Genomic DNA, 25,625 nt, shown 5'->3' with positions numbered 1-25,625 from the left:
CCATGACCGATTCCTCCGCTCCTCTGCCGGCCGCCTCCGACAGCGACTACCAGCAAGCCCTGGCCCAAGGCTGGCTGCCGATCCGCGATGTGGCCCGGCTCACCGGGGTCAACGCCGTGACCCTGCGCGCCTGGGAACGCCGCTATGGCCTGGTGGTGCCGCAACGCACGCCCAAGGGCCATCGCCTGTTCTCCAGCGAGCATGTACAGCGCATCCTCACCATCCTCACGTGGCTCAACCGGGGCGTGGCGGTCAGCCAGGTCAAGCCGTTGCTCGATGCCGCGCAGCCCTTCGATCAACCGGCCGAAAACGACTGGCACGCGATGCGCCAGAACCTGGTGCAAGCTATCAGCCTACTGGCCGAGCGCCAGGTGGATGACCTCGTCAACCAAGCCATGGCCCTGTACCCGCCCAGCACGTTGTGCACCCAATTGCTGATGCCGTTGCTGGCCGACCTGGAAATACGCTGGCAAGGCCAGTTTGCCGCCCACATGGAGCAGGTGTTCTTCCACGCCTGGCTGCGCAGCAAGTTCGGTGCGCGCATTTACCACAACAACCGCCAGTTACGCGGTGCCCCGGTATTGCTCGTCAATCAGTCGGACCGCCCCCTGGAACCGGCACTGTGGCTCACCGCATGGCTGGTCAGTAGCGCCGATTGCCCAGTGGCGGTGTTCGATGAACCGCTGGCCGGCGCCGAACTGGCCCTGGCAGTGGAGCACCTCAACGCCCGGGCGCTGGTGCTGTATTCGAGCAAAACCCTGGCGTTGGGCCAGTTGCCCAGGCTGCTCGCCAATGTGCCCTGCCAAACGATCATTGCCGGCGCCGCAGTGCGCATCCACCACAGCGAACTGACCGCCCTGGACGATGGCCCGGCCCTGGCCGAAGACCCTTTGGCTGCACACCAACTCCTCGTACGCCGGGGGCTGATCTGATGACCACGCCCCTGCAACTGATCTGGCTGCGCAGTGACCTGCGCGTGCACGACAACAGCGCCCTACGCGCCGCCACCGAACGCGGCCCGGCCGTGGCCCTGTACCTGATAAGCCCCGAGCAATGGCGCGCCCACGACGACGCGCCGTGCAAGGTGGATTTCTGGCGGCGCAACTTGCACAGCCTGAGCGCCGCCCTGGGCGAGTTGAACATTCCCCTGCTGATCCGCAAGGCATCGCACTGGGACGATGCGCCCCAGGTGCTGCTGAACCTGTGCATGGAGCTGGGCGTCGTTGCGGTGCACGTCAACGACGAATATGGCATCCACGAAAGCGGCCGCGACAACGCCGCCGCCCAGGCCTTGCAGGCGCAGGGCATCGGTTTTCACGCTTACCTCGACCAGTTGCTGTTCCAACCCGGCAGCGTGCTGACCAAAACCGGCACCTACTTCCAGGTATTCAGCCAGTTCCGCAAGGTCTGCTACGAACGCTTGCACCGTGCCCTACCGGCCCTGGTCCCGCTGCCTGCGCGCCAAGCGCCGCTGCCTATCGCCAGCGATCCAGTGCCCGCCGACATCCCCGGGTTCGCCGCCCCCGACGCGGCGCTGCAAGCGCTCTGGCCGGCCGGCGAGGACGAGGCGCGGCGACGCCTGGCGCAGTTCGCCGAGCAGCAGATCGACTACTACAAGGACGAGCGCGACTTCCCCGCCAAACCCGGCACCAGCCAGTTGTCGACCTACCTCGCGGCAGGGGTGATTTCGCCGCGCCAATGCCTGCATGCCGCATTGCACTGCAACCACGGCGAGTTCGACAGCGGCAGCGTCGGGGCCATTACCTGGATCAATGAACTGCTGTGGCGCGAGTTCTACAAACACATTCTGGTGGGTTACCCCCGTGTGTCGCGCCACCGCGCCTTTCGCCCGGAGACCGAGGCCCTAGCCTGGCGCCACGCGCCCGAAGACCTGGCGGCGTGGCAGGAGGCGCGCACCGGGTTGCCGATCATCGACGCCGCCATGCGCCAATTGCTGCACACCGGTTGGATGCACAATCGCCTGCGCATGGTGGTAGCGATGTTCCTGACCAAAAACCTGCTGATCGACTGGCGCGAGGGCGAGCGCTTTTTCATGCGCCACCTGATCGACGGCGACTTGGCGGCCAACAACGGCGGCTGGCAGTGGAGTTCGTCCACGGGCACCGATTCGGCGCCGTACTTTCGCATCTTCAACCCCTTGAGCCAGTCAGAAAAATTCGACAGCCAGGGCCTGTTCATCCAACACTGGCTGCCGGAACTGGCGGGCCTGGATAAAAAACAGCTGCACAACCCGGCGGCCCTGGGCGGGTTGTTTGGCGTGGCCGGTTATCCACAACCCATCGTCAACCTGAGCCAATCCCGGGAGCGCGCGCTGGCGGCGTTCAGAAACCTGCCCTCGCGCCAAGCTGTCGCCTTCGAAGATGAATGAATACCTCGGGGCCCGGCCCTGAAATCACCTGCCAGTACCGGCCGGGCCCACGCCTGACCGGAGAGGAGAGTTGGATGAGTGCACGTCGTATTTGGCTGACCGGCGCCAGCAGTGGCCTCGGCGCCGCCCTGGCGCAAGCGCTGCTGAGCAGCGGAGCGCGGGTGGCGTTGAGCGCGCGCAGTGTCGAGCCGCTGCGGGCACTCGCCGCACGCTACCCCGACCGGGCGCTGCTATTGCCCGGGGACCTGACCCGCAGCCAGGACGTGCGCCAGATCGGCGAGCGCATCGCCCAAGCCTGGGGCGCGCTGGACACGGTGATCCTCAACGCCGGCACCTGCGAATACGTGGACGCCCGCCAATTCGACACTACGATCATCGAGCACGTGGTGCGCACCAACCTGCTGGCCAGCAGCTATTGCGTCGAAGTCGCGCTGCCGTTGCTACGCGCCGGTACCTCACCGCACCTGGTGGGCATCGCCAGCACCGTCACCTACCTGGCGCTACCGCGCACCGAAGCCTGCGGCGCAACTCGGGCCGGGATGCGCTACCTATTCGATTCGCTGGAAGCCGAATGGGCACCCGAGGGCATCGATGTCACCTTGGTCGGCCCCGGGTTTGTCGATACCGTGCCATCCCCGCCCAACGCCTTCCCCTTGCCGCTGGACTTGTCCGCCGACAGCGCCGCACGGCACATCCTCGAAAAACTCGCAGGCCGGCCACGGGACATCACCTTCAACACCTTAGCCATGGCCGAGTTGTGGCCATTGTCCAAGCAGCCCAATCCGGCAGGGCTCGTGATCGGTAAACCCATGCAACGCAGCCCGGCGCCGATCAAAGACAGCCCCTGAGGCAACCCAAATCCTGCACCAAACCCGCGCGCCAGACACCTCGAAGGCACACTCGCGCACCACTGTCTACAGGCCCAACAGCCCTGAAAATGGCCAAAACGCGGCAAAACTTATAGCAATGCGACATTAAGGTACGTTCGTACCACTGTTTAAGCCTCGGTTGCCCTGAGCATCTTGTGTTAGGCATGGCGCCTGCTTAAGTATCGGCAGGCCGACTCACGAGGTCGCCCTCTCTTAAAAAATGACAACAAATCATGAGGCCACCATGCTTAAACACGCCGTCATTCCGTTCCTCGTTGGCGCAAGCCTGCTTGCCAGCGCTCCTTTTGCCCAGGCAGCCACCAATTTGGTGTTCTGTTCCGAAGGCAGCCCCGCTGGCTTCGACCCGGGCCAATACACCACCGGAACCGACTTCGACGCCACGGCCGAGACCATGTTCAACCGCTTGAGCCAGTTCGAGCGCGGCGGCACCGCGGTGGTGCCCGGCCTGGCCACCCGCTGGGACATCTCCGAAGACGGCCTGAGCTACACCTTCCACCTGCGCGAAGGCGTCAAGTTCCACACCACGCCCTACTTCAAGCCGACCCGCACTTTCAACGCCGACGATGTGCTGTTTACCTTCAACCGCATGATCGACAAGGACATGCCGTTCCGCAAAGCCTACCCCACCGAGTTCCCGTACTTCACAGACATGGGGATGAACACCAATATCAAGAACATCGAGAAAATCGACGACCTGACCGTCAAATTCACCTTGGGCAGCGTCGATGCCGCGTTCATCCAGAACATGGCCATGAGCTTTGCCTCGGTCCAATCCGCCGAATACGCCGCCCAACTGCTCAAGGATGGCAAGCCCGGTGAGATCAACCAAAAACCCATTGGCACGGGGCCGTTCGTGTTCAAGAGCTACCAGAAGGATTCCAACATCCGCTACACCGGCAACAAGGACTACTGGAAACCTGAAGACGTGAAGATCGACAACCTGATCTTCGCCATCACCACCGACCCCTCGGTACGCATCCAGAAGCTCAAGAAAAACGAATGCCAGATCACCCTGTTCCCGCGCCCCGCCGACCTCAAGGCCCTGAGTGAAGACAAAGCCCTGAAAATGCCGCACCAGGCTGGTTTCAACCTGGGTTACATCGCCTACAACGTGATGCCCGTGCTCAAAGGCCGTACCGACGCCAACCCGCTGGCCAAACTCGAAGTGCGCCAGGCAATGGACATGGCGGTGAACAAGCAGCAGATCATCGACTCGGTGTACCAGGGCGCTGGGCAACTGGCGAAGAACGCCATGCCCCCCACCCAGTGGTCCTATGACGACACCATCCAGGACGCCCCCTACAACCCCGAGAAAGCCAAGGAACTGCTGAAAAAAGCCGACATCAAGGAAGGCACCGAAATCACCCTTTGGGCCATGCCAGTGCAGCGTCCGTACAACCCCAACGCTAAGCTGATGGCCGAAATGCTGCAATCGGACTGGGCCAAGATAGGCCTCAAGGTCAACATCGTCAGCTACGAGTGGGGCGAGTACATCAAGCGCTCCAAGGGCGGCGAGAACCAGGCCATGATTATTGGCTGGAGCGGCGACAACGGTGACCCGGACAACTGGCTCAACGTACTGTTCGGCTGCGACTCCCTGGGCGGCAACAACTTCTCCAAGTGGTGCGACAAACCCTACGACGCCATCATCAAACAGGCCAAGGCCACATCGGACGTCGCCAAGCGCACCGAGCTGTACAAGCAGGCGCAACACCTGCTCAAAGATGCAGTCCCCTATACGCCGATCGCCAACTCGACGGTGTACCAACCCATGCGCACCACCGTGCAGGACTTCAAGATCAGCCCGTTTGGCCTGAACTCCTTCTACGGTGTCAGCGTCAGCAAATAAGGCCCGGCCACGGCGGCGTCCATGACACCGCCGTGGTTTTGCCCACCTCGCCGCTAGGAATTTACTTACGTCCGCATCGTTTGCGAACTACTGCGACATTCCAAGGCGAGTCGCCTTTTCCTACACGACTTTCAGGCCTATTCGCATTTACGGTTCTGTCTTCGGCTCCTACCGTCGTCGCACGGCAATCGTGTGCTGTTGGCCCGGGACCTGCCGTACGCGTTGATTCGGGAGCAGCAATGTCCGTCTTCCCCCACAGGGGCGCCGGAACATTGCTCACTACATAAAAAAACAAGAGGGACCGTCATGCGTCATTCCTTGCTGTTATCCGTACTCCTGGGCACCGGCTTACTGGCTGGGGCTGGGGCCAGCCAAGCCGCCGGCAAGAGCCTGGTGTTCTGTTCCGAAGGCAGCCCGGCCGGCTTCGATACCGCGCAATACACCGCCGCCACCGACAACGACGCCGCCGAGCCGCTGTACAACCGCCTCGTGGAATTTGAAAAAGGCGCCACCAGCGTCGTACCTGGCCTGGCAACACAATGGGATATTTCCGACGACGGCCTGATCTATACCTTCCACCTACGTGAAGGCGTCAAATTTCACACGACCAAATACTTCACTCCTAGCCGCGAGTTCAACGCCGACGACGTGCTGTTCACCTTCAACCGCATGCTCGATCCCGACCACCCCTTCCGCAAGGCCTACCCCACCGAGTTCCCGTATTTCAACGGCATGAGCCTGAACAAGAACATCGCCCGCGTAGAAAAAACCGGGCCGCTGACCGTGGTGATAACCCTCAACTCGGTGGACGCCGCGTTCGTGCAGAACATCGCCATGAGCTTCGCCTCGATTCTCTCCGCCGAATACGCCGAACAACTGCTCAAGGCCGGCAAGCCCAGCGAGATCAACCAAAAACCCGTCGGCACCGGGCCCTTCGTGTTCCAGCGTTACCAGAAGGATTCGCAGATCCGCTACGTGGGCAACAAACAGTACTGGGACCCGGCCCGGGTCAAGCTCGACCAGTTGATCTTCGCCATCAACACCGACGCCTCGGTGCGCGTGCAAAAACTCAAGGCCGGCGAATGCCATGTCACCCTGCACCCGCGCCCGGCCGACATCGACGCCCTCAAGGCCGACCCCAAGCTGCAGGTGCTGACCAAACCCGGTTTCAACCTCGGCTACATCGCCTACAACGTGCGCCACAAACCCTTCGACCAACTCCAGGTACGCCAGGCCCTGGACATGGCGGTGAACAAGCAGGGGATTCTCAACGCCGTGTACCAGAGCGCCGGGCAACTGGCGAGCAACGCCATGCCGCCCACCCAGTGGTCCTACGACGACACCATCAAGGACGCCGCCTTCGACCCGGAAAAAGCCAAGGCCCTGCTCAAGGCCGCCGGGGTCAAGGAAGGCACCGAAATCACCCTCTGGGCCATGCCCGTGCAACGGCCCTACAACCCCAACGCCAAGCTGATGGCCGAGATGCTGCAAAGCGATTGGGGCAAGATCGGGCTCAAGGTCAAGATCGTCAGCTATGAGTGGGGCGAGTACGTCAAGCGCACCAAAAATGGCGAACACGACATCAGCCTGATCGGCTGGACCGGCGACAACGGCGACCCGGACAACTGGCTCGGCACCCTCTATAGCTGCGACGCCATTGGCGGCAATAACTACTCCATGTGGTGCGACGCCGAGTACGACAAGTTGGTCAAGCAAGCCAAGCTCGTCACCGACCGCGAACAACGCACCGTGCTCTACAAACAGGCCCAGCAACTGCTCAAGCAGCAGGTGCCGATCACCCCCATCGCCCACTCCACGGTCAACCAGCCGCTGAGCACCAAGGTCCAAGGGTTCCTCGTCAGCCCGTTCGGGCGCAACGTTTTCTCCGGCGTCAGCGTCACCCCTTAAATCTTTCACCGAACCAAGAGGGCGGGTTTTCCCGCCCTCGCGCAAACGTGCTGCCCGAATTCGGTGAAAGAGCAGCCCACCGGCGTTTGCGCTGCCTTGCAACAGTGCCACCCCAATAGCCGCGTCGCCCAAAAAAGACCGGCATTACAAAAAAAGAAAGAAAGGAGTTTTACCCATGAAACCGAGCAATACCGCGATACTCGCCCTGGCCATCGCCAGCATCACCGCCAGCGCCCACGCCGAAAGCGTCAGCCAGGCGTTCATCCCCACCCAGCTCAACAGCAGCAACGCCCAGGATGAGGCCAAGGGCTTCGTCGATGGCCAGAGCCTGAGCGGCCAGACCCGCAACTGGTATTCCAACGAACTGCTACGCCGCGGCGCGACCTTCACCTATGAACGACACGGCCAGGAACGCACCACGCCACGCCGGATCAACTGGCTACAAGGCACCATCCTCAACTACAGCTCAGGTTTCACCCAAGGCACGGTCGGTGTCAGCACCGAAGTGGCGGCCTACAACGTGGTGGCGCTGGACCGCGAGCGCAAACACATCGTCGGCGGCGGCAACCGCACATTGGCGGATTCCAACGGCGACGCGGTGGAGCAGTGGAGCAAGCTGGGCCTGGCCAACGTCAAGTTCCGCGTGGGCAACACGACCCTGACCGCTGGCCGGCAGAACGTCAGCACGCCCATCGTCGACGTCATCGGCAACCGCGCCCTGCCGTCGAGCTTCCAAGGCGTGAGCCTCAACAGCGCGCCGTTCAACAACCTGAGCTTCGACGCCGGCGTCTTCGACCGCGTGTCCCCGCGTACCGAGCAGAGCCTGAGCAAATTCCGCAGCGAGTACACCGCCAGCGCGGCGGTGGAAACCGACAAAGTCAGCGTCGCGGGCCTGAACTACCAGCCCATGGAAAGCCTGAAGACCAGCCTCTACGCCTCCAACGTCGAAGACTTCTGGAACCAGTACTACTTCGGCGCCACCCACAAACTGGGGGACAGCGCAGTGCTGGGCCTGACCACCGGGCTGAACTATTACAAGACCGTCGACACCGGCAACAAGAAAATGGGGGACATCGACAACGACACCTATTCCCTGTCCCTGGGCCTGGCCCACCAGGCCCACAGCCTGACGTTCTCCTACCAGCAAGTGAACGGCAACGAGTACTTCGACTACCTGCACGAAACCAACGGCATCTACCTGGCCAACTCCCTGACCTCCGACTTCAACGGCCCCAACGAGAAATCCTTCCAGGTCGCCTACGGCCTGAACATGGCCGAATACGGCGTGCCGGGGCTCAAGCTCAACCTCTACCAGGCCCGCGGCTGGGGCATCGATGGCACTCACTACAAAGGCACCGCCTACAAGGTGAACAATCAGGATGGCGAAACCCACTATGAGTACGGCGTCGGCGCCTCTTATGCGATCCAAAACGGCCCACTCAAGGACACCGCCATCCGTGCCACCTACGTCACCCACCGCGCCAGCAAACAGCAATCGGACGGCAACCTGAACGAGTTCCGCCTGGTCACCACCATTCCCTTCAACATTCTCTAAGGCACCGATTGCCGGGCGGTTTCAGGCTGAATCCGCCCAGCAGGCTACCCTGGTTCCATTGATCGAGAGGATCACCGATGAACCCCATCCCTATAAGAGCAGCCATTGCGGCCGCCCTGCTGAGCATCACGACCAGCGCCTGGGCCAAGCCGCTGGTGGTATGCACCGAGGCCGCCCCGGAAGGCTTCGACATGGTGCAGTACACCACCGCCGTCACCGCCGATGCAGTGGCCGAGACCCTGTTCAATCGCCTGGTGGACTTCAAGCCCGGCACCGTGGAGGTCCGCCCGGCCCTGGCCGAATCCTGGGACATCAGCCCGGACGGCCTGAGCTACACCTTCCACCTGCGCAAAGGCGTGAAGTTCCACACCACCGGCTACTTCAAGCCCAGCCGCGAGTTGAACGCCGACGACGTGCTCTGGAGCTTCCAGCGCCAGCTTGACCCCAAACACCCGTGGCACGCCAAATCCACCACCGGGTTCCCATATTTCGAGAGCATGGGCTTCAAGGACCTGCTCAAGAGCGTCGAGAAAATCGACGAGCACACCGTGGTGTTCAACCTGACCCGCCGCGAAGCACCGTTTTTGGCCAACATCGCCATGGCGTTTTCCTCGATCTACTCGGCCGAGTACGCCGACCAGTTGCTCGAGGCCAACAAGGCCGGCGACCTCAACAGCAAGCCCATCGGCACCGGCCCCTTCATCTTCCAGCGCTACGACAAGGACGCCCAGGTACGCTTCAAGGCCAACCCCGAGTACTTTCGCGGCAAGCCGCCGGCCGATCCGCTGATCCTCGCCGTAACGGTAGACAGCAACGTGCGCCAGCAAAAGCTCAAAGCCAACGAATGCCAGGTGGCGCTGTACCCCAAGCCTGACAACGTGCCGGCGATCAAGACCGACCCGAACCTAAAGATCGCCGAACTGGCGGCGATGACCACCGCCTACATCGGCATGAACACCACCCGCCCCTACTTGAATGACGTGCGCGTGCGCAAGGCCATCGATATGGCCTTCGACAAACAGGCCTATGTCAACGCGCTGTTCGGCCCGGGCAATGCACTGGTGGGCGTCAACCCCTACCCGCCGACGCTGCTGGGCTACAACCACGCCATGCAAAACCCGCCCCACGACCCGGCCAAAGCCCGCGCCCTGCTCAAGGAGGCCGGGGTGCCCGACGGCACCGTGCTAACCCTGTTCACCCGCAACGGCGGCGGCCCCACCAACCCCAACCCAATGCTCGGCGCGCAGATGATGCAGGCCGACCTGGCCAAGGTTGGGATCAAGCTCGACATCCGCGTCATGGAGTGGGGCGAGATGCTCAAGCGGGCCAAGAACGGCGAACACGATATGGTGTCTGCTGGTTGGGCGGGCGATAACGGCGACCCGGATAATTTCCTGACGCCTATGCTCAGTTGCGAAGCAGCCAAGAACGGCGAAAACTACGCCCGCTGGTGTAACGACAAGTTCCAGGCGTTGCTGGACCAGGCTCGGGAAGAAACCGACCCCGGCGCCCGAGCAGCGCTCTATGAACAGGCCCAGGTGATCTATCACCAGGACCAGCCATGGATCAGCATGGCGCACACCACAATGTTCACGGCCATGCGCAAGAACGTCGAGGGCTACCACATCAGTCCCTTGACCACGAACAACTTCGCCACCACCCAGGTGAAGTAGAAAAAAGCCCCCGGCATCGTGACCTGAACGATGCCGGGTAGCCGAACCGGCCGATGAGGAACACCACACGATGTTTAGTTTTATTGCCCGCCGATTGGGACTGTTGATTCCTACCTTCTTCGGCATCACGTTGCTGACCTTCGCCCTGATCCGCATGATCCCGGGCGACCCCGTCGAGGTGATGATGGGCGAACGCCGGGTCGACCCCGAAATGCACGCCCAGGCCATGGAGCGCCTGGGTCTGAACAAGCCCTTGTATGCGCAGTACCTGGACTACATCGGCAAGCTCGCCCAGGGCGACCTCGGTGAGTCGCTGCGCACCCGCGAAAGCGTGTGGACCGAGTTCAGCGCGCTGTTCCCCGCCACCCTGGAACTGTCCATGGCCGCCCTGCTGTTCGCCGGCATCCTCGGCCTGCTGGCCGGCGTGGTGGCGGCGCTCAAGCGCGGCTCGCTGTTCGATCACGGGGTGATGGGCATTTCGTTGACCGGCTATTCCATGCCGATTTTCTGGTGGGGCCTGATCCTCATCATGTTCTTCTCCGTGAGCCTGGGCTGGACTCCGGTGTCCGGGCGCATCGACCTGCTGTACGACATCGAGCCGCGCACCGGCTTCATGCTCATCGACACCCTGCTGGCCGACGACACCGACGCCTTTTTCGATGCGCTGCACCACCTGATCCTGCCCGCCATCGTGCTGGGCACCATCCCGCTGGCGGTGATCGCGCGCATGACCCGCTCCTCGATGCTTGAAGTGCTGCGCGAAGACTACATCCGCACCGCCCGCGCCAAGGGCCTGTCGCCGGCGCGCGTGGTGTTCGTCCATGGCCTGCGCAACGCGCTGATCCCGGTGCTCACGGTGTTCGGCCTGCAAGTGGGCACCCTGCTGGCCGGCGCGGTGCTGACCGAAACCATTTTCTCCTGGCCGGGCATCGGTAAATGGCTGATCGAAGCCATCGGTGCCCGGGACTACCCCGTGGTGCAAAACGGCATCCTGCTGATCGCCTGCCTGGTGATCCTCGTCAACTTCGTAGTGGACATCCTCTACGGCTTTGCCAACCCACGCATCCGTCACCAGCGCTGAGAGCCTATCCATGACCCTACAAACTCCCCCGGTCGCTGTGGACCAAAGCCTGCTGTACCCCTCCGTGTACAAAGAATTCTGGCAAGCCTTCGCCAAAAACAAAGGCGCCGTCGCCGGCCTGCTGTTCATGCTCCTCGTGGTGTTCTGCGCACTGTTCGCACCCTGGGTCGCGCCCCATGACCCCAGCGAGCAGTACCGCGAATTCCTGCTCACCCCGCCGGCATGGTTAGAGGGCGGGCAGATGCAGTTCCTGCTGGGCACCGATGAGCTGGGCCGCGACCTGCTGTCGCGCTTGATCCAGGGTTCGCGCCTGTCGCTGCTGATCGGTTTGTCGTCGGTGGTGATGTCGATGATCCCGGGCATCCTGCTCGGGCTGTTCGCCGGGTTCTTCCCGCGCCTGCTCGGCCCCAGCATCATGCGCCTGATGGACATCATGCTGGCCCTCCCGTCCCTGCTGCTGGCCGTGGCGATCGTCGCCATCCTCGGCCCTGGCCTGATTAACACCGTGATCGCCATCGCCATCGTCTCGCTACCTTCCTATGTGCGCCTGACCCGCGCGGCGGTGATGGGCGAGCTGAACCGCGACTACGTCACCGCCGCCCGCCTCGCCGGGGCCGGCCTGCCGCGCCTGATGTTCATCACCGTGCTGCCCAACTGCATGGCGCCGCTGATCGTGCAGGCCACCCTGAGCTTTTCCTCGGCCATCCTCGACGCTGCGGCCCTGGGCTTCCTGGGCCTTGGCGTACAACCGCCCACCCCGGAGTGGGGCACCATGCTGGCCTCGGCCCGCGACTACATCGAACGCGCCTGGTGGGTGGTAAGCCTGCCGGGCCTGACCATTTTGCTCAGCGTGCTGGCAATCAACCTGATGGGCGACGGCCTGCGCGATGCGCTGGACCCGAAACTCAAGAACGCCGCCTGAGGAGATGCCCATGTCACTGCTCGCAATCAAGAACCTCAATGTGCGCTTCGGCGACAAACAGGCCGTACCCGTGGTCGATGGCCTGGACCTTCAAGTCGATAAAGGCGAAGTGCTGGCCATCGTCGGCGAATCGGGTTCGGGTAAATCCGTGACCATGATGGCGCTGATGGGCCTGATCGACGCCCCCGGCATCGTCACCGCCGACGCCCTGACCTTCGACGGCAAGGACATGCTCAAGTTGAGCAAGCGCCAGCGCCGGCAAATCGTCGGCAAAGACCTGGCCATGGTCTTCCAGGACCCCATGACCGCCCTCAACCCCAGCTACACCGTGGGTTTCCAGATCGAAGAAGTGCTGCGCCTGCACCTGAAGATGTCCGGCCGGCAGGCACGCCAACGGGCCATCGAGCTGCTGGAAAAAGTCGAGATCCCCGGCGCCGCCAGCCGCATGGACGCCTACCCGCACCAACTCTCCGGCGGCATGAGCCAGCGGGTGGCCATCGCCATGGCGATTGCCGGCGAACCCAAGCTGCTGATCGCCGACGAACCCACCACCGCCCTGGACGTGACCATCCAGGCGCAAATCATGGAGCTGCTGCTGGCCCTGCAAAAAGAACAGAACATGGGCCTGGTGTTGATTACCCACGACCTGGCCGTCGTTGCCGAGACCGCCCAGCGTGTGTGCGTGATGTACGCCGGGCAAGCGGTGGAGGTGGGCCAGGTGCCAGGGCTGTTCGACGTGCCCGCGCACCCCTACAGCGAAGCCCTGTTGGCGGCGATCCCGGAACACAGCATGGGCGCCTCGCGCCTGGCCACGCTGCCGGGGATCGTCCCCGGGCGCTACGACCGCCCGCAAGGTTGCCTCTTGTCACCGCGCTGCCCCTACGTGCAAGACACCTGCCGCCAGCAACGCCCCGGCCTTGACCCGAAAACCAACAGCCTCGCCCGCTGCTTCTACCCCTTGAACCAGGAGGTGGCGTAATGGCCGTCGTTCTTACCGCCCGCGACCTGACCCGTCACTACGAAGTCTCCCGGGGCCTGTTCAAGGGCACCGCCCTGGTACGCGCCCTCAATGGCGTGTCCTTTGAACTGGAGGCCGGCAAAACCTTGGCCGTGGTCGGCGAGTCGGGCTGCGGCAAATCCACCCTGGCCCGGGCCCTGACCTTGATCGAGGAGCCATCCTCCGGCTCACTGAAAATCGCCGGCCAGGAAGTCACCGGCGCCGACAAGGCCCAGCGCAAGCAACTGCGCAAAGACGTGCAGATGGTGTTCCAGAGCCCTTACGCCTCCCTCAACCCCCGGCAGAAAATCGGCGATCAACTGGCCGAACCGCTGCTCATCAACACCCGGCTCTCGGCCGCCGAACGCCGTGAAAAAGTCCAGGCGATGATGAAGCAAGTAGGCCTGCGCCCCGAGCATTACCAGCGCTACCCGCACATGTTTTCCGGCGGCCAGCGCCAACGCATCGCCTTGGCGCGGGCGATGATGCTGCAACCCAAAGTGCTGGTGGCGGACGAGCCGACCTCGGCGCTGGACGTGTCGATCCAGGCCCAGGTGCTGAACCTGTTCATGGACTTGCAACAGCAATTCAACACCGCCTACGTGTTCATCTCCCACAACCTGGCGGTGGTGCAGCACGTGGCCGATGACGTGATGGTGATGTACCTCGGCCGGCCGGTGGAAGTCGGCCCCAAAGAGGCCATCTACGCACGGCCGCTGCACCCCTACACCCAAGCGCTGCTATCGGCCACGCCCACCATTCACCCGGACCCGAACAAACCCAAGATCAAAATCGTCGGCGAGTTGCCCAACCCCCTCAACCCACCGCCCGGCTGCGCCTTCCACAAGCGCTGCCCGTATGCGACGCCGCTGTGCAGCCAGGACGAACCGGCCCTACGCACCCTGGATAACCGCCAGGTCGCCTGCCATTACGCCGAGCAGTTCGTGGCCTAGTACACCGCCCACAAACAAAAACCCCCGCCTCAGAACCTGAGGCGGGGGTTTTTGCTTATGGCATGCGCTGGCCCTGTGGGAGCGAGCCTGCTCGCGATGAAGCCAGCCGATCCAGCCACTGGCTCACCAGCGTCGGATCGCCGCCCGGACCAAGCGCCCACAAAAAGCGTCTCTCACAAAAGCTGCTTAGTGGTGCTCGCGGGTAGCGCGGAATTTCACGTCCGGCCAGCGCTCTTCCATCAGCGCCAGGTTGACCCGGGTCGGGGCCAGGTAGGTGAGGTGGCCGCCGCCGTCGATGGCGAGGTTTTCCACAGCCTTGACGCTGAACTCTTCGAGCTTCTTCTTATCGCTGCAATCGATCCAGCGCGCCGACCACACGGTAATCGGCTCGTAGGCACATTCGACCTTGTATTCCTCTTTCAAGCGGCTGGCGACCACATCGAACTGCAGCACACCGACGGCGCCGAGGATGATGTCGTTGCTGCGCGTAGGGAAGAACACCTGGGTCGCGCCCTCTTCGGCCAGTTGCTGCAAGCCCTGGCGCAATTGCTTGGACTTGAGCGGGTCCTTGAGGCGCACGCGGCGGAACAGCTCCGGGGCGAAGTGCGGGATGCCGGTGAAGCTCAGGGATTCGCCTTCGGTGAAGGTGTCGCCGATCTGGATGGTGCCGTGGTTGTGCAAGCCGATGATGTCGCCGGCAAAGGCCTCTTCCAGTTGCTCGCGCTCGGAGGAGAAAAAGGTCAAGGCGTCGCCGATGCGCACATCCTTGCCGGTGCGCACATGGCGCATCTTCATGCCTTTTTCGTACTTGCCCGAGCAGATGCGCATGAACGCGATGCGGTCGCGGTGCTTGGGGTCCATGTTCGCCTGGATCTTGAACACGAAACCGCTGAACTTTTCTTCCACCGGCTCCACGGTGCGCTCGTTGGCCACCCGCGCCAGCGGCTTGGGCGCCCAATCGACCACGGCATCGAGCACATGGTCGACCCCGAAGTTGCCCAGGGCCGTGCCGAAGAACACCGGGGTCAACTGGCCGTCCATGAACTCCTGCTGGTTGAACGTGTGGCAGGCGCCCTGCACCAGTTCCAGTTGCTCGGTGAAGCGCTCGTACTCGTCACCCAAGTGGGCGCGGGCTTCATCGGAATCGAGCTTCTCGATGATTTTCACTTCGGTGCGCTCATGCCCGTGGCCGGCGGTGTAGACGATGATGTAGTCGTCCGCCAGGTGGTACACGCCCTTGAAGTCGCGGTAACAGCCAATCGGCCAGGTGATGGGCGCGGCCTTGATCTTGAGTACCGCTTCGATCTCATCGAGCAATTCGATGGGGTCGCGGATATCACGGTCGAGTTTGTTGATGAAGCTGACGATGGGCGTGTCGCGCAGGCGGCACACGTCCATCAGCGCAATGGTCCGTGGCTCTACGCCCTTACCGCCGTCGAGCACCATCAGCGCCGAGTCCACCGCCGTCAGGGTGCGGTAGGTGTCTTCGGAGAAGTCTTCGTGGCCCGGGGTGTCGAGCAGGTTGACCATGTGGTCGCGATACGGGAACTGCATGACCGACGTGGTAATGGAGATACCCCGTTGTTTTTCCATTTCCATCCAGTCGGAGGTGGCATGGCGGTCGGATTTACGGGATTTGACCGTACCAGCAACGGCAATCGCCTTGCCCATCAGCAAGAGCTTCTCGGTGATGGTGGTTTTACCCGCATCCGGGTGGGAAATAATGGCGAAAGTGCGGCGTTTCGCGACTTCGGCGGCCTGTTTGGTCATGGGAAATCGCCTGGCAGGTGATTCAAAAAAGGGCGGCGAGTATAGCCTAAAGCGCACTCGGCCGACCACCGTCGGGCCCAGCGGCGATGTCACAGAGGTGGCTAAATGCTGCCAAGTGTGGAACCTTTTAAAAGGTAGAGACGTCCACTCCCCTGCTACTCGTTTCGATCAGGGGCTGAAAAATCAGCAAGTTAGCCTGACGAGGCTGCGCTCATGGTTCGACCTCATGCCGTTTTGCCGGCATTGGCGAACTGCTCTTCGCGAACGTATTACCCGGCAGCCAGGAATGGCATGCCACACGGGGCTGCGCTCGCCGACTGAAATAAAGGAGTCCGCCTGTGGCTATTCGCTATGGCAAAGGGCTAATAGGAGGTGCGGCGGTCATCGCCCTCCTGGCCCTGCTGATCCACTGGATCGGCGTCGATACGATCGACCATTACCGCGACGATTTGTTGTTCTACCTGCAAGCTCATTTGGTGCTTGTCCTCGTCTCCATGCTCGCCGCCCTGCTCGTGGGCATTCCCGCCGGCATCCTGCTCAGCCGGCCGACCATGGTCGGGCGCGCAGAACGCTTCATGCAGATCTTCAACATCGGCAACACCGTCCCGCCCCTCGCCGTACTGGCCATCGCCCTGGGTATCCTGGGCATCGGCAGCGGCCCCGCGATCTTCGCGCTGTTCCTCGCCTCCTTGCTGCCCATTGTGCGCAACACCTACGAAGGCCTGAAAAACGTCCAGGGCTCCCTCAAGGAAGCCGCCGTCGGTATCGGCATGACCCCGCGCCAGGTGCTGTGGCGGGTGGAATTGCCCAACGCCGTGCCGATCATCATCGGTGGCGTGCGGGTGGCCCTGGCGATCAACGTCGGCACCGCGCCCCTGGCATTCCTGATCGGTGCCAACAGCCTGGGCAGCCTGATTTTCCCCGGCATTGCCCTGAACAATCAGCCGCAATTGCTCCTGGGCGCGGCGTGCACCGCCCTGTTGGCCTTGCTGCTCGATGGCCTGGTGACCCTGGCCAGCCGCCTCTGGCTGGAACGCGGTCTGCGACCGTCTTAAGCCTCGGCAAAGGAAAACCTATGAAAAAGCTAAGTTTGATACTGGGCTGCGTCCTGCTGTTGGCCGGCGTTGCCCAAGCCGCCGAAAAACCGGTGATCCGCATCGGCGCGCGGGTGTTCACCGAACAGACCCTGCTGGCCGAAATCACCTCCCAATACCTGCGCACCCTGGGCTACGACACCCGCGTCACCGGCGGGCTGGGCAGCAGCCTGGCGCGCAGTGCCCAAGAAAGCGGGCAACTGGACCTGATCTGGGAATACACCGGCGTCTCCCTGGTGGCCTACAACCACGTCACCGAAAAACTCGGCCGCGAACAGGCCTACGCCCGGGTCAAGGCCCTGGATGCCAAACAGGGTTTGGTCTGGCTCGCGCCGTCCAAGTTCAGCAACACCTACGCCCTGGCGCTGCCGCAAGAGGTCGCTGAGCAATACCCGCACATCAACACCATCAGCGACCTGACCCGCGCCCTGGCCGAGAACACCCGGGAAAACCGCCTCATCGCCCTGGACACCGAGTTCACCCACCGCTCCGACGGCATGGCCGGCATGGTCGAGCTGTACCAGATGAACCTGACCCGCAAGAACACCCGGCAAATGGACGCGGGGCTGGTCTACACCGCGCTGCGCAACGGCCAGGTATTCGGTGGGCTGGTCTACACCACCGACGGGCGCCTCAACGCCTTCAAGTTGAAGCTGCTGGAAGACGACCTGCATTACTTCCCCGACTACACCGCCGCCCCCGTGGTGCGCCAGCAATACCTCGATGCCCAGCCGCAACTGGCCGAACAACTCAAGCCCCTGGCCGCGTTGTTCGATGACGAAACCATGCGCCAGCTCAACGCTCGCGTGGACGTCGACCACGAAAGCCCATCGGCCGTTGCCGCAGATTTCCTGCGCCAGCACCCGATCAACTAAGGAGGAAAAGCCATGGAATTTCTCAACGCCTTTTCCCACCTGGACTGGCCGCAGGTCCTGCACCTGACCTGGCAGCACATCACCCTGGTCGGGGTCGCCGTGACCCTGGCAATCCTGGTCGGCGTGCCTCTGGGCGTCATCATGACCCGCTATCCGTCACTGGCCGGGCCGCTACAGGCCAGCGCTACGGTGCTGCTCACCGTGCCGTCCATCGCCCTGTTCGGCCTGCTGCTGCCGTTCTACTCCAAGTTCGGCCAGGGCCTGGGCCCGATGCCGGCGATCACTGCGGTGTTTTTGTACTCGCTGCTGCCAATCATGCGTAACACCTACCTGGCCCTTACAGGCGTGGAACCGGGCATCCGCGAAGCCGCCCGCGGCATCGGCATGACCTTCAGCCAGCGCCTGCGCATGGTCGAGTTGCCCATCGCCGTGCCGGTGATCCTCGCCGGGGTACGTACCGCCGTGGTGATGAACATCGGCGTGATGACCATCGCCGCCACCATCGGCGCCGGTGGCCTCGGTGTCCTGATTCTCGCTTCCATCAGCCGCAGCGACATGTCGATGCTGATCGTCGGCGCCTTGTTGGTCAGCCTCCTGGCCATCTTCGCCGACCTGCTTTTGCAATGGCTGCAACGCTCGCTGACTCCAAAAGGATTGCTCAAATGATCGAACTCCAGAACCTGACCAAGACTTTTCAAAGCAACGGCAAGACCGTGACCGCTGTCAACGACGTCAGCCTGACCGTCAACGAAGGTGAAATCTGCGTGTTCCTCGGCCCCTCGGGTTGCGGCAAAAGCACCACGCTAAAAATGATTAACCGCCTGATTACGCCCACCTCGGGCAAGATCCTGATTAATGGCGAAGACACCACCGGCCTTGACGCCGTGACCCTGCGCCGCAGCATCGGTTATGTGATCCAGCAGATCGGCCTGTTCCCCAACATGACCATCGAGGAAAACATCGTGGTCGTGCCCAAGCTCTTGGGCTGGGACCCACAAAAATGCCGCGACCGCGCCCGCGAGTTGATGAGCATGATTAAGCTCGACCCCAAGCAGTACCTGCACCGCTACCCACGCGAGTTGTCGGGCGGGCAGCAACAGCGCATCGGCGTGATCCGCGCCCTGGCGGCCGACGCCCCGCTGCTGTTGATGGACGAACCTTTCGGCGCGGTCGACCCGATCAACCGCGAGATGATCCAGAACGAGTTCTTCGAGATGCAGCGCGCCCTGGGCAAGACCGTCATCATGGTCAGCCACGACATCGACGAAGCCATCAAGCTGGGCGACAAGATCGCCATTTTCCGTGGCGGCAAGCTGATCCAGATCGACCACCCGGACACCCTGCTCGCCCACCCGGCGGACGAATTCGTCAGCAACTTCGTCGGCCAGGACAGCACCCTCAAGCGCCTGCTGCTGGTCAAGGCCGAAGACGCCGCCGACAACGCGCCGTCCGTGAGCCCCGACACCAGCGTGGCCGATGCCCTGGAACTGATGGACGAACACGACCGCCGCTACGTGGTGGTGACCTGCGCCGACAACAAGGCCCTGGGCTACGTGCGCCGGCGCGACCTGCACCGCCAGGCCGGCACCTGCGCCCAATACCTGCGCGAATTCAACGCCACCGCCGCGTTCGACGAACACCTGCGCATCCTGTTGTCGCGCATGTACGAGTTCAACCGTTCATGGTTGCCGGTGATGGACGCCGAACGCGTGTTCCTCGGCGAAGTGACCCAGGAATCGATTGCCGAGTACCTGAGCTCGGGTAAATCCCGAGGCGGCAAGACCAGCATCGTTTCACCGGCCGACACCGCGCTGGCCTGAGCCAAGCCGTCGCCGCCCCCGAGCGGGCGGCGACGGTACTGCACCGCTAAGTGTTCTTCCCGTTCGGGTTGCACTTAGCGTCCCCCTCCAACTTCATGATGACGTCATGGGCCACATAGGGCCGGCGGGGCTCCAGGCTCCAGGTCGGCTTGTTTAGCGCAATGTCCGGTGAGTCCAGGTGGCAAGCCAATTGGCGGCGCATGCTGCCGCCCATGCGGTCGAAGTTCCACTCCCGATTGGGGTCATTGGCCGCCAGGTTCGCCAGCTCCGCATACACCGCATCGGTCTTGCCGACCCCAGCCTTGCGCGCGCAATCGGTGGGCGTCACCACCAGCGAACTGATGGTGCCCAACACCGGCTCTTGGTAGTTGTCGGTCCATTCCACCCGCTCGATGTACTTGTCGCATGAACGCGGGTCCACAGGTTGCGCCGCCGTGGGACCCTGGTCGCCATCGCGATAGGTAAAGGTGGCCTCTTCAGCGGCGGTCCTGGGCAACTCCACGTGGATAACCGGCTTCCAGGTGTTGCCTTGCTCCAGCCATCTGCGCTGGTCGTCTTGGGCCAGTTCCCGGGCCTTGAACACCCGGTCGTCGGAATACACCACGCCCACTTGGCTGACATAGATGAACGCCATGATCGGTAGCTGTTTATAGGTCTTGTTCACTTCCAGGGCCGGGGCCAGCGGTGCATCGAAAAACGGCCGGTTAGCGCCCCAATCCCGGTTCCAATATTTATTGTCGGGCCAAGTCTTGAGGCGCAACTCAGTTTGGGTAACTTGGGCGTCGACTTTATCGGCCGGGTCATTGGCCAACAACTTGCGTGCCTCGACAAAGGTATTAAACGCATCGGCTTTATTGTAAGTACCAAAATAATCCGCCGTGGTATCGAAACCGCATTCAAACTTATGAGAGGTCAGCCCCGGGTACGTCGGCTGCCGGTGAAAGTGGTCCAGCCAAGCCTTGGCATTACTCACTCCCAACTTTTGGCAATAATCTTCGGTCACCCCGAGGCTATTGCCATTTTCCAAATAGTCACCACAGCCGTTATTACTGCGATTACCCGTCCAGGAATCAATAGGGAATGCACACAGCACGGTGACTTTGAACTGCGTCTTTTCATTAATGAAGTCGTTAGGCGTCAGCGCAAAGCCGTTGTATTTATCCAGGCCCAGGCCGTCATAGCTGGTATCGGTGCGCAGGTAGGAAACCGAGGTGCCGCCATTGGACAGGTTCGGCGCGCCCCATCCCCCGGCCTCCAGGCTATGGGAATAGGGGCTTGGGTCCCAAGGCAGGTAGCTTTGTTTGCTGGCAATACCGCGCAAAATGATGCCGGAACACTCAGACGCCAACCTGCCACTGCCGCAATCACGGGCCGTGAAGTTATACAGGTATTTCATCTGGCTCGCCGTATCCGTACCGGGGCTGGCATATACCCAGGTTGAACTTACCAACGCGCCACACATCAGTAGTGCAGGAGTGCTTATTCTTTTACCGTTCATAACAAGTCCCTCAACGCCGTCAAGTAGTGAGTTCAGCCACATAAGCCTCAGCCAAAACTATCAGGCATAAAAACCCACAGCCCGTAACTCACGAGAACCCAATAACAAACATTCACAAACCGCCAGATTGTTTTACTCAGCCAATTTGCACCCTGAGTATTAGTGACACCGCGCACCCTGGCTACTGTCAGAAGTTACAGTTCGGCGCCTTTTTTTATATTAATTATGGATAGTTGGCGCATCCAACATCACCAGACAAACTAATGAGAAAAGGCCACCAGCCCTGAGTGTCCACGCCTACGTTGGGCTGTTGCAGGGAACGACTGCCTGTCACGCCGGTCGGTTAAAACAGGCTGGTGCCACGGTGCCGGACGCCACCGTGCAAAACCGCGACATTTTTTGTTGATCTCAAACCCCTCACGCCCTAAAGTTCGCGCCGAACGTCCATGCTGGAAACGATCCATCCGGCTCAAGTACTGACGACGAGACAGCAAGGCCAAGGGCAGCCACGCCGCCCATGGCCTTTTTGCTTTCGGCGACATGCCTTGGGAAGTAGGCGAACCAAAGTGGGGATACGGAGGACGTTCATTTGCACCCATTGATTACTAACGTTTGCCACTAGGAGTTCCCAGCATGTCGATCAACGTCGAAGACTATTTCGCGCGCGATACCTTCCAGAAAATGAAGGCCTTCGCCGACCAACAAGAAACCCCGTTCGTGGTGATCGACACCGCGATGATTAGCCAGGCCTACGACGACCTGCGCGCCGGTTTCGAATTCGCCAAGGTCTACTACGCGGTCAAGGCCAACCCGGCCGTCGAGATCATCGACCTGCTCAAGGACAAGGGTTCGAGCTTCGACATCGCCTCGATCTATGAGCTGGACAAAGTGCTGGGCCGCGGCGTCAGCGCCGACCGCATCAGCTACGGCAACACCATCAAGAAATCCAAGGACATCCGCTACTTCTATGAGAAGGGCGTGCGCCTGTACTCCACCGACTCCGAAGCCGACCTGCGCAACATCGCCAAGGCCGCGCCCGGCTCCAAGGTGTACGTGCGCATCCTCACCGAAGGCTCGACCACCGCTGACTGGCCTTTGTCGCGCAAGTTCGGCTGCCAGACCGACATGGCCATGGACCTGCTGATCCTCGCCCGCGACCTGGGCCTGGTGCCGTACGGCGTGTCGTTCCACGTGGGCTCGCAGCAGCGCGACATCAGCGTCTGGGACGCGGCCATCGCCAAGGTCAAGGTGATCTTCGAGCGTTTGAAAGAAGAAGACGGTATCGAACTCAAGCTCATCAACATGGGCGGCGGCTTCCCGGCCAACTACATCACCCGCACCAACAGCCTGGAAACCTATGCCCAGGAGATTATCCGTTTCCTCAAGGAAGACTTCGGCGACGACCTGCCAGAAATCATCCTGGAACCGGGCCGTTCGCTGATCGCCAACGCCGGCATCCTGGTCAGTGAAGTGGTGTTGGTGGCCCGTAAGTCGCGCACCGCGGTCGAGCGCTGGGTGTACACAGATGTCGGCAAATTCTCCGGCCTGATCGAAACCATGGACGAAGCCATCAAGTTCCCGATCTGGACCGAGAAAAAAGGCGAAATGGAAGAAGTGGTGATCGCCGGCCCAACCTGCGACAGCGCCGACATCATGTACGAGAACTACAAGTACGGCCTGCCGCTGAACCTGGCCATCGGCGACCGCCTCTACTGGCTCTCCACCGGCGCCTACACCACCAGCTACAGCGCGGTGGAATTCAATGGCTTCCCACCGTTGAAGTCGTTCTATATGTAAGACGTTGTACACCACACCTAAAAAAGCCCGTGAATTTCACGGGCTTTTTTTATGGCCAGCGAATTTTCCCAACCTCCCCCGATAACATTCCCCCTCCACTCCACAAAAGGACTACGACAAACAAGACACTGAACCCCTACCTAATACGCTCAACTAAATATCTGAAAACTTTTCCGTTACAAATACATAAACTGAAATTCTTTTAAATTTATCCTCCAGCAAATCCGCGACTACCTTTGATTTTGTAAACCACTCATTCAAAGGTAATCACATGCTAAACAACCAAGCTTTAAAAGAAATAGAAAACATTTCAGCAGAAAACTTTAATCAGCTGACCCAGGACTACGTAAAAGCCACCGCAGGAAAGTTACCCGGCGTTACTCGCGCCCCTGGGTTGCTGGTGACTAACGACGACATCCGAAAAATCAAACGCTATATAAAAGTAGCGTTGGAACTCCCCACCGACACTGGGGAGATCGAACAAAGGTTTCACTACGACACACTCGATGTCGCGGGCCTCAAATCAGCAGACATGCAAGTGCTGTACAAGACCATCAATGACCATGCCCATACATGGGACAGTATTGAAAAGAACATGAGGACCGTGGGCTCTGACCTTCACATATTTGCCGAAAACTTTACGACGAGTTGCGATGCAATCACCACCTATCTGAAAAGCTTGCCGAGCTACCTGGAAGCAACAGGCAAAGTTGGCGACCTCTCTCCCGAGGAGATCGATAAACTACCGGAACTGCGCATTAAGGAAAATGAACAACACCGGCTTCTACCGCTTGCCGAACTCGTCAATGATTTGAAACAAGTGATAACGCAACACAGCCAAAGCACTAAAACCGTAAAAGCAGAAATCGAAACATTCAACACCGAAATACAAAATAAAATCAGCCCGACTCTGGCTAGAAAAATCGCCTTGAGTTCCAGTCGCCTGACCGATGATAAAGCCATCGAACTGAACAGGAGGCTGGATGTCCTTAAAGAGCGAATTGAAGAGAAAAGCGCCGAAGCCCAAAAGCACAGCAGTGACAAGTGGTGGGGATTGTTTGGCGGCGCAGTAGGTCTTCTCATTACCAGTACAATTTTTGGAGGTAAAGCCACCGAAGCCAGAAAAGAAGCGGAGGCCCTAACCGCCGATAAGTTCGAGCTCGAAAGAGAGATCAAAGTACACGACAGCATACTTGCTTTGCTGCGCGAGCAAGAAACCCATCTGCAAGACCTCCAACTGAGAGTCAACCACGCCGCCAGCGGCTCGAGCAACCTGGCAAGCCTATGGGCCCTGATCGAGAACTACGTGCGCACCTCCAGCAGCCAGCTGGATGGCGTAACCAATGCCATGTTCCTGGTGGCATTCGTTAGCCGCCTTAACCAGATGAAGAACAACTGGGCCTCGATAAAAACCCACGCCTTCGACTTGTTGACCGCCTTCAACAACGTAGTGGAAGAACAGTAACACTCAATTAACTCATGCCTCTAAGGCGACTATTCAACACCATCACCCTGATAAAACGCGAGAACCTTATGACGATCAAAAGTATTGATACCACCTTCAAATATCCAACCCCCGACCTGGCTAGCATGTATGCAAGCAAAACCGAAATCCAAAATAAAATCAGATCTTTGAGCACTATTTATCTTCCGGTCCTGGCAGAAGAGCTAGAGAGTTTCAGGCAGGAGTTGAACAACACCGACAAACACCTATTGGACATGCTCACCATCGCCCCTTCGTTCTTGGAACACGATCAAGTAAGCGAGCTGTACAACACTGTCGTAACGCTGGAAAGTGGCACGCCTTCCGAGCAACAGAAAGAAGCAGCGGCATCGCTCTACGCCGAGATCCAACGCCTGACCAATGCAAGCCTATCCTCGATCAAGCCCCAATCTGCCGTCCTAAACAATGCGTTACATAACCTCAAGGCAGTCACCCTTACCAATAATGACTTCCAAATCAAAGAACTCGAAAAAGACATCGCTGCCCAGACTCCACGCCAGGAACAACTAGTAAAAGCCATCGAGGAACTGGAAAGTGACGAACTTGGCCTGAATGAGGCAATTAAAATCATTGAGGCCAAGGACGTCTTCGGTATTCTCAAGGATTTATTGCTAACGGCCGAATCCTTGGCGGGTGCCAATTTAACCAACCCGAAGATCGAGTTGATTAAAGCCGCACTGAGCATTACCGCAAAAGTGCTGGACAAAGTCAGCGAGGCGATGAAATACAGCCATCTTATTGAAGCCAGGAAGAGCGTGCAAATGCGCCTGGATACACGGCGCCAGGATCTGGCCACAACCAACAACACCATTAAGGATTACGTACAACGCAAAGAGCAACTGATCGAAGTACAAAGTATCGTCACTCCCCGGGAGGCCTATGAGCGGGAAGCTGGAACGATCGCCGAGTCAGTAAATAAGTTCCTAGAAATTATTGGAGCGGTTCCTACCAACGATCGTGCAGCAACCATACAAACATTCGTCGTGCACGCGGCATTGTTGCGCAAACACCTGGAGACGCTGCGAGCACAGTGGCGAACTTAAGTTCGGC

Annotated in this window: 20 protein-coding genes; 18 read left to right on the top strand and 2 right to left on the bottom strand. The window is 60.6% G+C overall.

Annotated features, from left to right (window positions below; genetic code table 11):
- Positions 1-2 precede the first annotated feature (2 nt).
- The 11 genes from CKW13_RS00670 (at position 3) to CKW13_RS00620 (ending at position 14,217) form a co-directional block, all read left to right on the top strand.
- Complete coding sequence (locus tag CKW13_RS00670) at positions 3-932, top strand: MerR family transcriptional regulator (RefSeq protein ID WP_095105979.1); 930 nt, start codon at positions 3-5, stop codon at positions 930-932.
- A gap of 11 nt (positions 933-943) precedes the next feature.
- On the top strand, positions 944-2,389 hold the full coding sequence (phrB, locus tag CKW13_RS00665; RefSeq protein ID WP_095107000.1) for a deoxyribodipyrimidine photo-lyase: 1,446 nt from the start codon (positions 944-946) through the stop codon (positions 2,387-2,389).
- Between the two features lie 74 nt (positions 2,390-2,463).
- Positions 2,464-3,237, top strand: a complete 774-nt coding sequence (locus CKW13_RS00660; RefSeq protein ID WP_095105975.1) for an SDR family oxidoreductase — start codon at positions 2,464-2,466, stop codon at positions 3,235-3,237.
- 265 nt (positions 3,238-3,502) lie between these two features.
- On the top strand, positions 3,503-5,128 hold the full coding sequence (locus tag CKW13_RS00655) for an ABC transporter substrate-binding protein (RefSeq protein ID WP_095105968.1): 1,626 nt from the start codon (positions 3,503-3,505) through the stop codon (positions 5,126-5,128).
- Positions 5,129-5,434: 306 nt separating this feature from the next.
- Complete coding sequence (locus tag CKW13_RS00650; RefSeq protein ID WP_095105967.1) at positions 5,435-7,036, top strand: ABC transporter substrate-binding protein; 1,602 nt, start codon at positions 5,435-5,437, stop codon at positions 7,034-7,036.
- Between the two features lie 175 nt (positions 7,037-7,211).
- Positions 7,212-8,591, top strand: coding sequence for an OprD family porin (locus CKW13_RS00645; RefSeq protein ID WP_095105965.1), 1,380 nt, complete (start codon positions 7,212-7,214; stop codon positions 8,589-8,591).
- Between the two features lie 77 nt (positions 8,592-8,668).
- Positions 8,669-10,264 (top strand): ABC transporter substrate-binding protein, encoded by a 1,596-nt coding sequence (locus CKW13_RS00640; RefSeq protein ID WP_095105963.1) that lies wholly within the window; start codon positions 8,669-8,671, stop codon positions 10,262-10,264.
- A 70-nt stretch (positions 10,265-10,334) separates the two neighbouring features.
- The gene (locus CKW13_RS00635) at positions 10,335-11,345 is read left to right on the top strand and encodes an ABC transporter permease subunit (RefSeq protein ID WP_095105962.1); all 1,011 of its coding nucleotides are present in this window, start codon (positions 10,335-10,337) and stop codon (positions 11,343-11,345) included.
- A gap of 10 nt (positions 11,346-11,355) precedes the next feature.
- Positions 11,356-12,267, top strand: a complete 912-nt coding sequence (locus CKW13_RS00630; protein WP_095105960.1) for an ABC transporter permease subunit — start codon at positions 11,356-11,358, stop codon at positions 12,265-12,267.
- Positions 12,268-12,277: 10 nt separating this feature from the next.
- On the top strand, positions 12,278-13,246 hold the full coding sequence (locus CKW13_RS00625) for an ABC transporter ATP-binding protein (protein WP_095105959.1): 969 nt from the start codon (positions 12,278-12,280) through the stop codon (positions 13,244-13,246).
- The gene (locus CKW13_RS00620) at positions 13,246-14,217 is read left to right on the top strand and encodes a peptide ABC transporter ATP-binding protein (RefSeq protein WP_095105957.1); all 972 of its coding nucleotides are present in this window, start codon (positions 13,246-13,248) and stop codon (positions 14,215-14,217) included. The genes CKW13_RS00625 and CKW13_RS00620 overlap by 1 nt, the downstream gene beginning before the upstream one ends.
- A gap of 186 nt (positions 14,218-14,403) precedes the next feature.
- Here CKW13_RS00620 and CKW13_RS00615 read toward each other — a convergent pair whose 3' ends face one another.
- Positions 14,404-15,987, bottom strand: a complete 1,584-nt coding sequence (locus CKW13_RS00615) for a peptide chain release factor 3 (RefSeq protein WP_095105955.1) — start codon at positions 15,985-15,987, stop codon at positions 14,404-14,406.
- A gap of 338 nt (positions 15,988-16,325) precedes the next feature.
- Here CKW13_RS00615 and CKW13_RS00610 point away from each other — a divergent pair, with 338 nt between their 5' ends.
- The 4 genes from CKW13_RS00610 to CKW13_RS00595 are packed head-to-tail and all read left to right on the top strand — an operon-like array spanning position 16,326 to position 19,776.
- Positions 16,326-17,042: an ABC transporter permease gene (locus tag CKW13_RS00610; protein ID WP_095105953.1), complete on the top strand. Its 717-nt coding sequence runs from the start codon at positions 16,326-16,328 to the stop codon at positions 17,040-17,042.
- Between the two features lie 20 nt (positions 17,043-17,062).
- Entirely contained in the window at positions 17,063-17,956 is an 894-nt protein-coding gene (locus tag CKW13_RS00605) for a glycine betaine ABC transporter substrate-binding protein (protein ID WP_095105951.1), read from the top strand.
- A gap of 12 nt (positions 17,957-17,968) precedes the next feature.
- A complete protein-coding gene (locus tag CKW13_RS00600; RefSeq protein ID WP_095105950.1) occupies positions 17,969-18,622 on the top strand; it encodes an ABC transporter permease in 654 nt (217 codons plus the stop codon).
- The gene (locus CKW13_RS00595; protein ID WP_095105949.1) at positions 18,619-19,776 is read left to right on the top strand and encodes a betaine/proline/choline family ABC transporter ATP-binding protein; all 1,158 of its coding nucleotides are present in this window, start codon (positions 18,619-18,621) and stop codon (positions 19,774-19,776) included. The genes CKW13_RS00600 and CKW13_RS00595 overlap by 4 nt, the downstream gene beginning before the upstream one ends.
- 46 nt (positions 19,777-19,822) lie before the next feature.
- On the opposite strand, the gene CKW13_RS00590 is transcribed toward CKW13_RS00595, so the two are convergent.
- Positions 19,823-21,274, bottom strand: a complete 1,452-nt coding sequence (locus CKW13_RS00590; RefSeq protein ID WP_095105948.1) for a DUF2599 domain-containing protein — start codon at positions 21,272-21,274, stop codon at positions 19,823-19,825.
- Between the two features lie 633 nt (positions 21,275-21,907).
- On the opposite strand from CKW13_RS00590, the gene CKW13_RS00585 reads away from it, so the two are divergent.
- The 3 genes from CKW13_RS00585 (at position 21,908) to CKW13_RS00575 (ending at position 25,618) form a co-directional block, all read left to right on the top strand.
- Positions 21,908-23,071 carry a type III PLP-dependent enzyme gene (locus tag CKW13_RS00585; protein WP_095105947.1) on the top strand — a complete coding sequence of 388 codons (1,164 nt, stop codon included), beginning with the start codon at positions 21,908-21,910 and terminating at the stop codon, positions 23,069-23,071.
- A 271-nt stretch (positions 23,072-23,342) separates the two neighbouring features.
- Complete coding sequence (locus CKW13_RS00580; protein WP_095105946.1) at positions 23,343-24,536, top strand: alpha-xenorhabdolysin family binary toxin subunit A; 1,194 nt, start codon at positions 23,343-23,345, stop codon at positions 24,534-24,536.
- Between the two features lie 68 nt (positions 24,537-24,604).
- Entirely contained in the window at positions 24,605-25,618 is a 1,014-nt protein-coding gene (locus CKW13_RS00575; RefSeq protein WP_141233934.1) for an alpha-xenorhabdolysin family binary toxin subunit B, read from the top strand.
- Positions 25,619-25,625 lie beyond the last annotated feature (7 nt).

The organism is Pseudomonas sp. Irchel 3E20 (assembly GCF_900187645.1).
Taxonomy (GTDB): domain Bacteria; phylum Pseudomonadota; class Gammaproteobacteria; order Pseudomonadales; family Pseudomonadaceae; genus Aquipseudomonas.
The sequence above is the reverse complement of the archived record's forward strand: the minus strand, read 5'-3'. Positions and strand labels throughout refer to the sequence as shown.

Coding starts and splice junctions, on each gene's coding strand:
- CKW13_RS00670 (WP_095105979.1), top strand. CDS start 3: ATGACCGATTCCTCCGCTCCTCTGCCGGCCGCCTCCGACAGCGACTAC.
- CKW13_RS00660 (WP_095105975.1), top strand. CDS start 2,464: ATGAGTGCACGTCGTATTTGGCTGACCGGCGCCAGCAGTGGCCTCGGC.
- CKW13_RS00655 (WP_095105968.1), top strand. CDS start 3,503: ATGCTTAAACACGCCGTCATTCCGTTCCTCGTTGGCGCAAGCCTGCTT.
- CKW13_RS00650 (WP_095105967.1), top strand. CDS start 5,435: ATGCGTCATTCCTTGCTGTTATCCGTACTCCTGGGCACCGGCTTACTG.
- CKW13_RS00645 (WP_095105965.1), top strand. CDS start 7,212: ATGAAACCGAGCAATACCGCGATACTCGCCCTGGCCATCGCCAGCATC.
- CKW13_RS00640 (WP_095105963.1), top strand. CDS start 8,669: ATGAACCCCATCCCTATAAGAGCAGCCATTGCGGCCGCCCTGCTGAGC.
- CKW13_RS00635 (WP_095105962.1), top strand. CDS start 10,335: ATGTTTAGTTTTATTGCCCGCCGATTGGGACTGTTGATTCCTACCTTC.
- CKW13_RS00630 (WP_095105960.1), top strand. CDS start 11,356: ATGACCCTACAAACTCCCCCGGTCGCTGTGGACCAAAGCCTGCTGTAC.
- CKW13_RS00625 (WP_095105959.1), top strand. CDS start 12,278: ATGTCACTGCTCGCAATCAAGAACCTCAATGTGCGCTTCGGCGACAAA.
- CKW13_RS00620 (WP_095105957.1), top strand. CDS start 13,246: ATGGCCGTCGTTCTTACCGCCCGCGACCTGACCCGTCACTACGAAGTC.
- CKW13_RS00615 (WP_095105955.1), bottom strand. CDS start 15,987: ATGACCAAACAGGCCGCCGAAGTCGCGAAACGCCGCACTTTCGCCATT.
- CKW13_RS00605 (WP_095105951.1), top strand. CDS start 17,063: ATGAAAAAGCTAAGTTTGATACTGGGCTGCGTCCTGCTGTTGGCCGGC.
- CKW13_RS00600 (WP_095105950.1), top strand. CDS start 17,969: ATGGAATTTCTCAACGCCTTTTCCCACCTGGACTGGCCGCAGGTCCTG.
- CKW13_RS00595 (WP_095105949.1), top strand. CDS start 18,619: ATGATCGAACTCCAGAACCTGACCAAGACTTTTCAAAGCAACGGCAAG.
- CKW13_RS00590 (WP_095105948.1), bottom strand. CDS start 21,274: ATGAACGGTAAAAGAATAAGCACTCCTGCACTACTGATGTGTGGCGCG.
- CKW13_RS00585 (WP_095105947.1), top strand. CDS start 21,908: ATGTCGATCAACGTCGAAGACTATTTCGCGCGCGATACCTTCCAGAAA.
- CKW13_RS00580 (WP_095105946.1), top strand. CDS start 23,343: ATGCTAAACAACCAAGCTTTAAAAGAAATAGAAAACATTTCAGCAGAA.
- CKW13_RS00575 (WP_141233934.1), top strand. CDS start 24,605: ATGACGATCAAAAGTATTGATACCACCTTCAAATATCCAACCCCCGAC.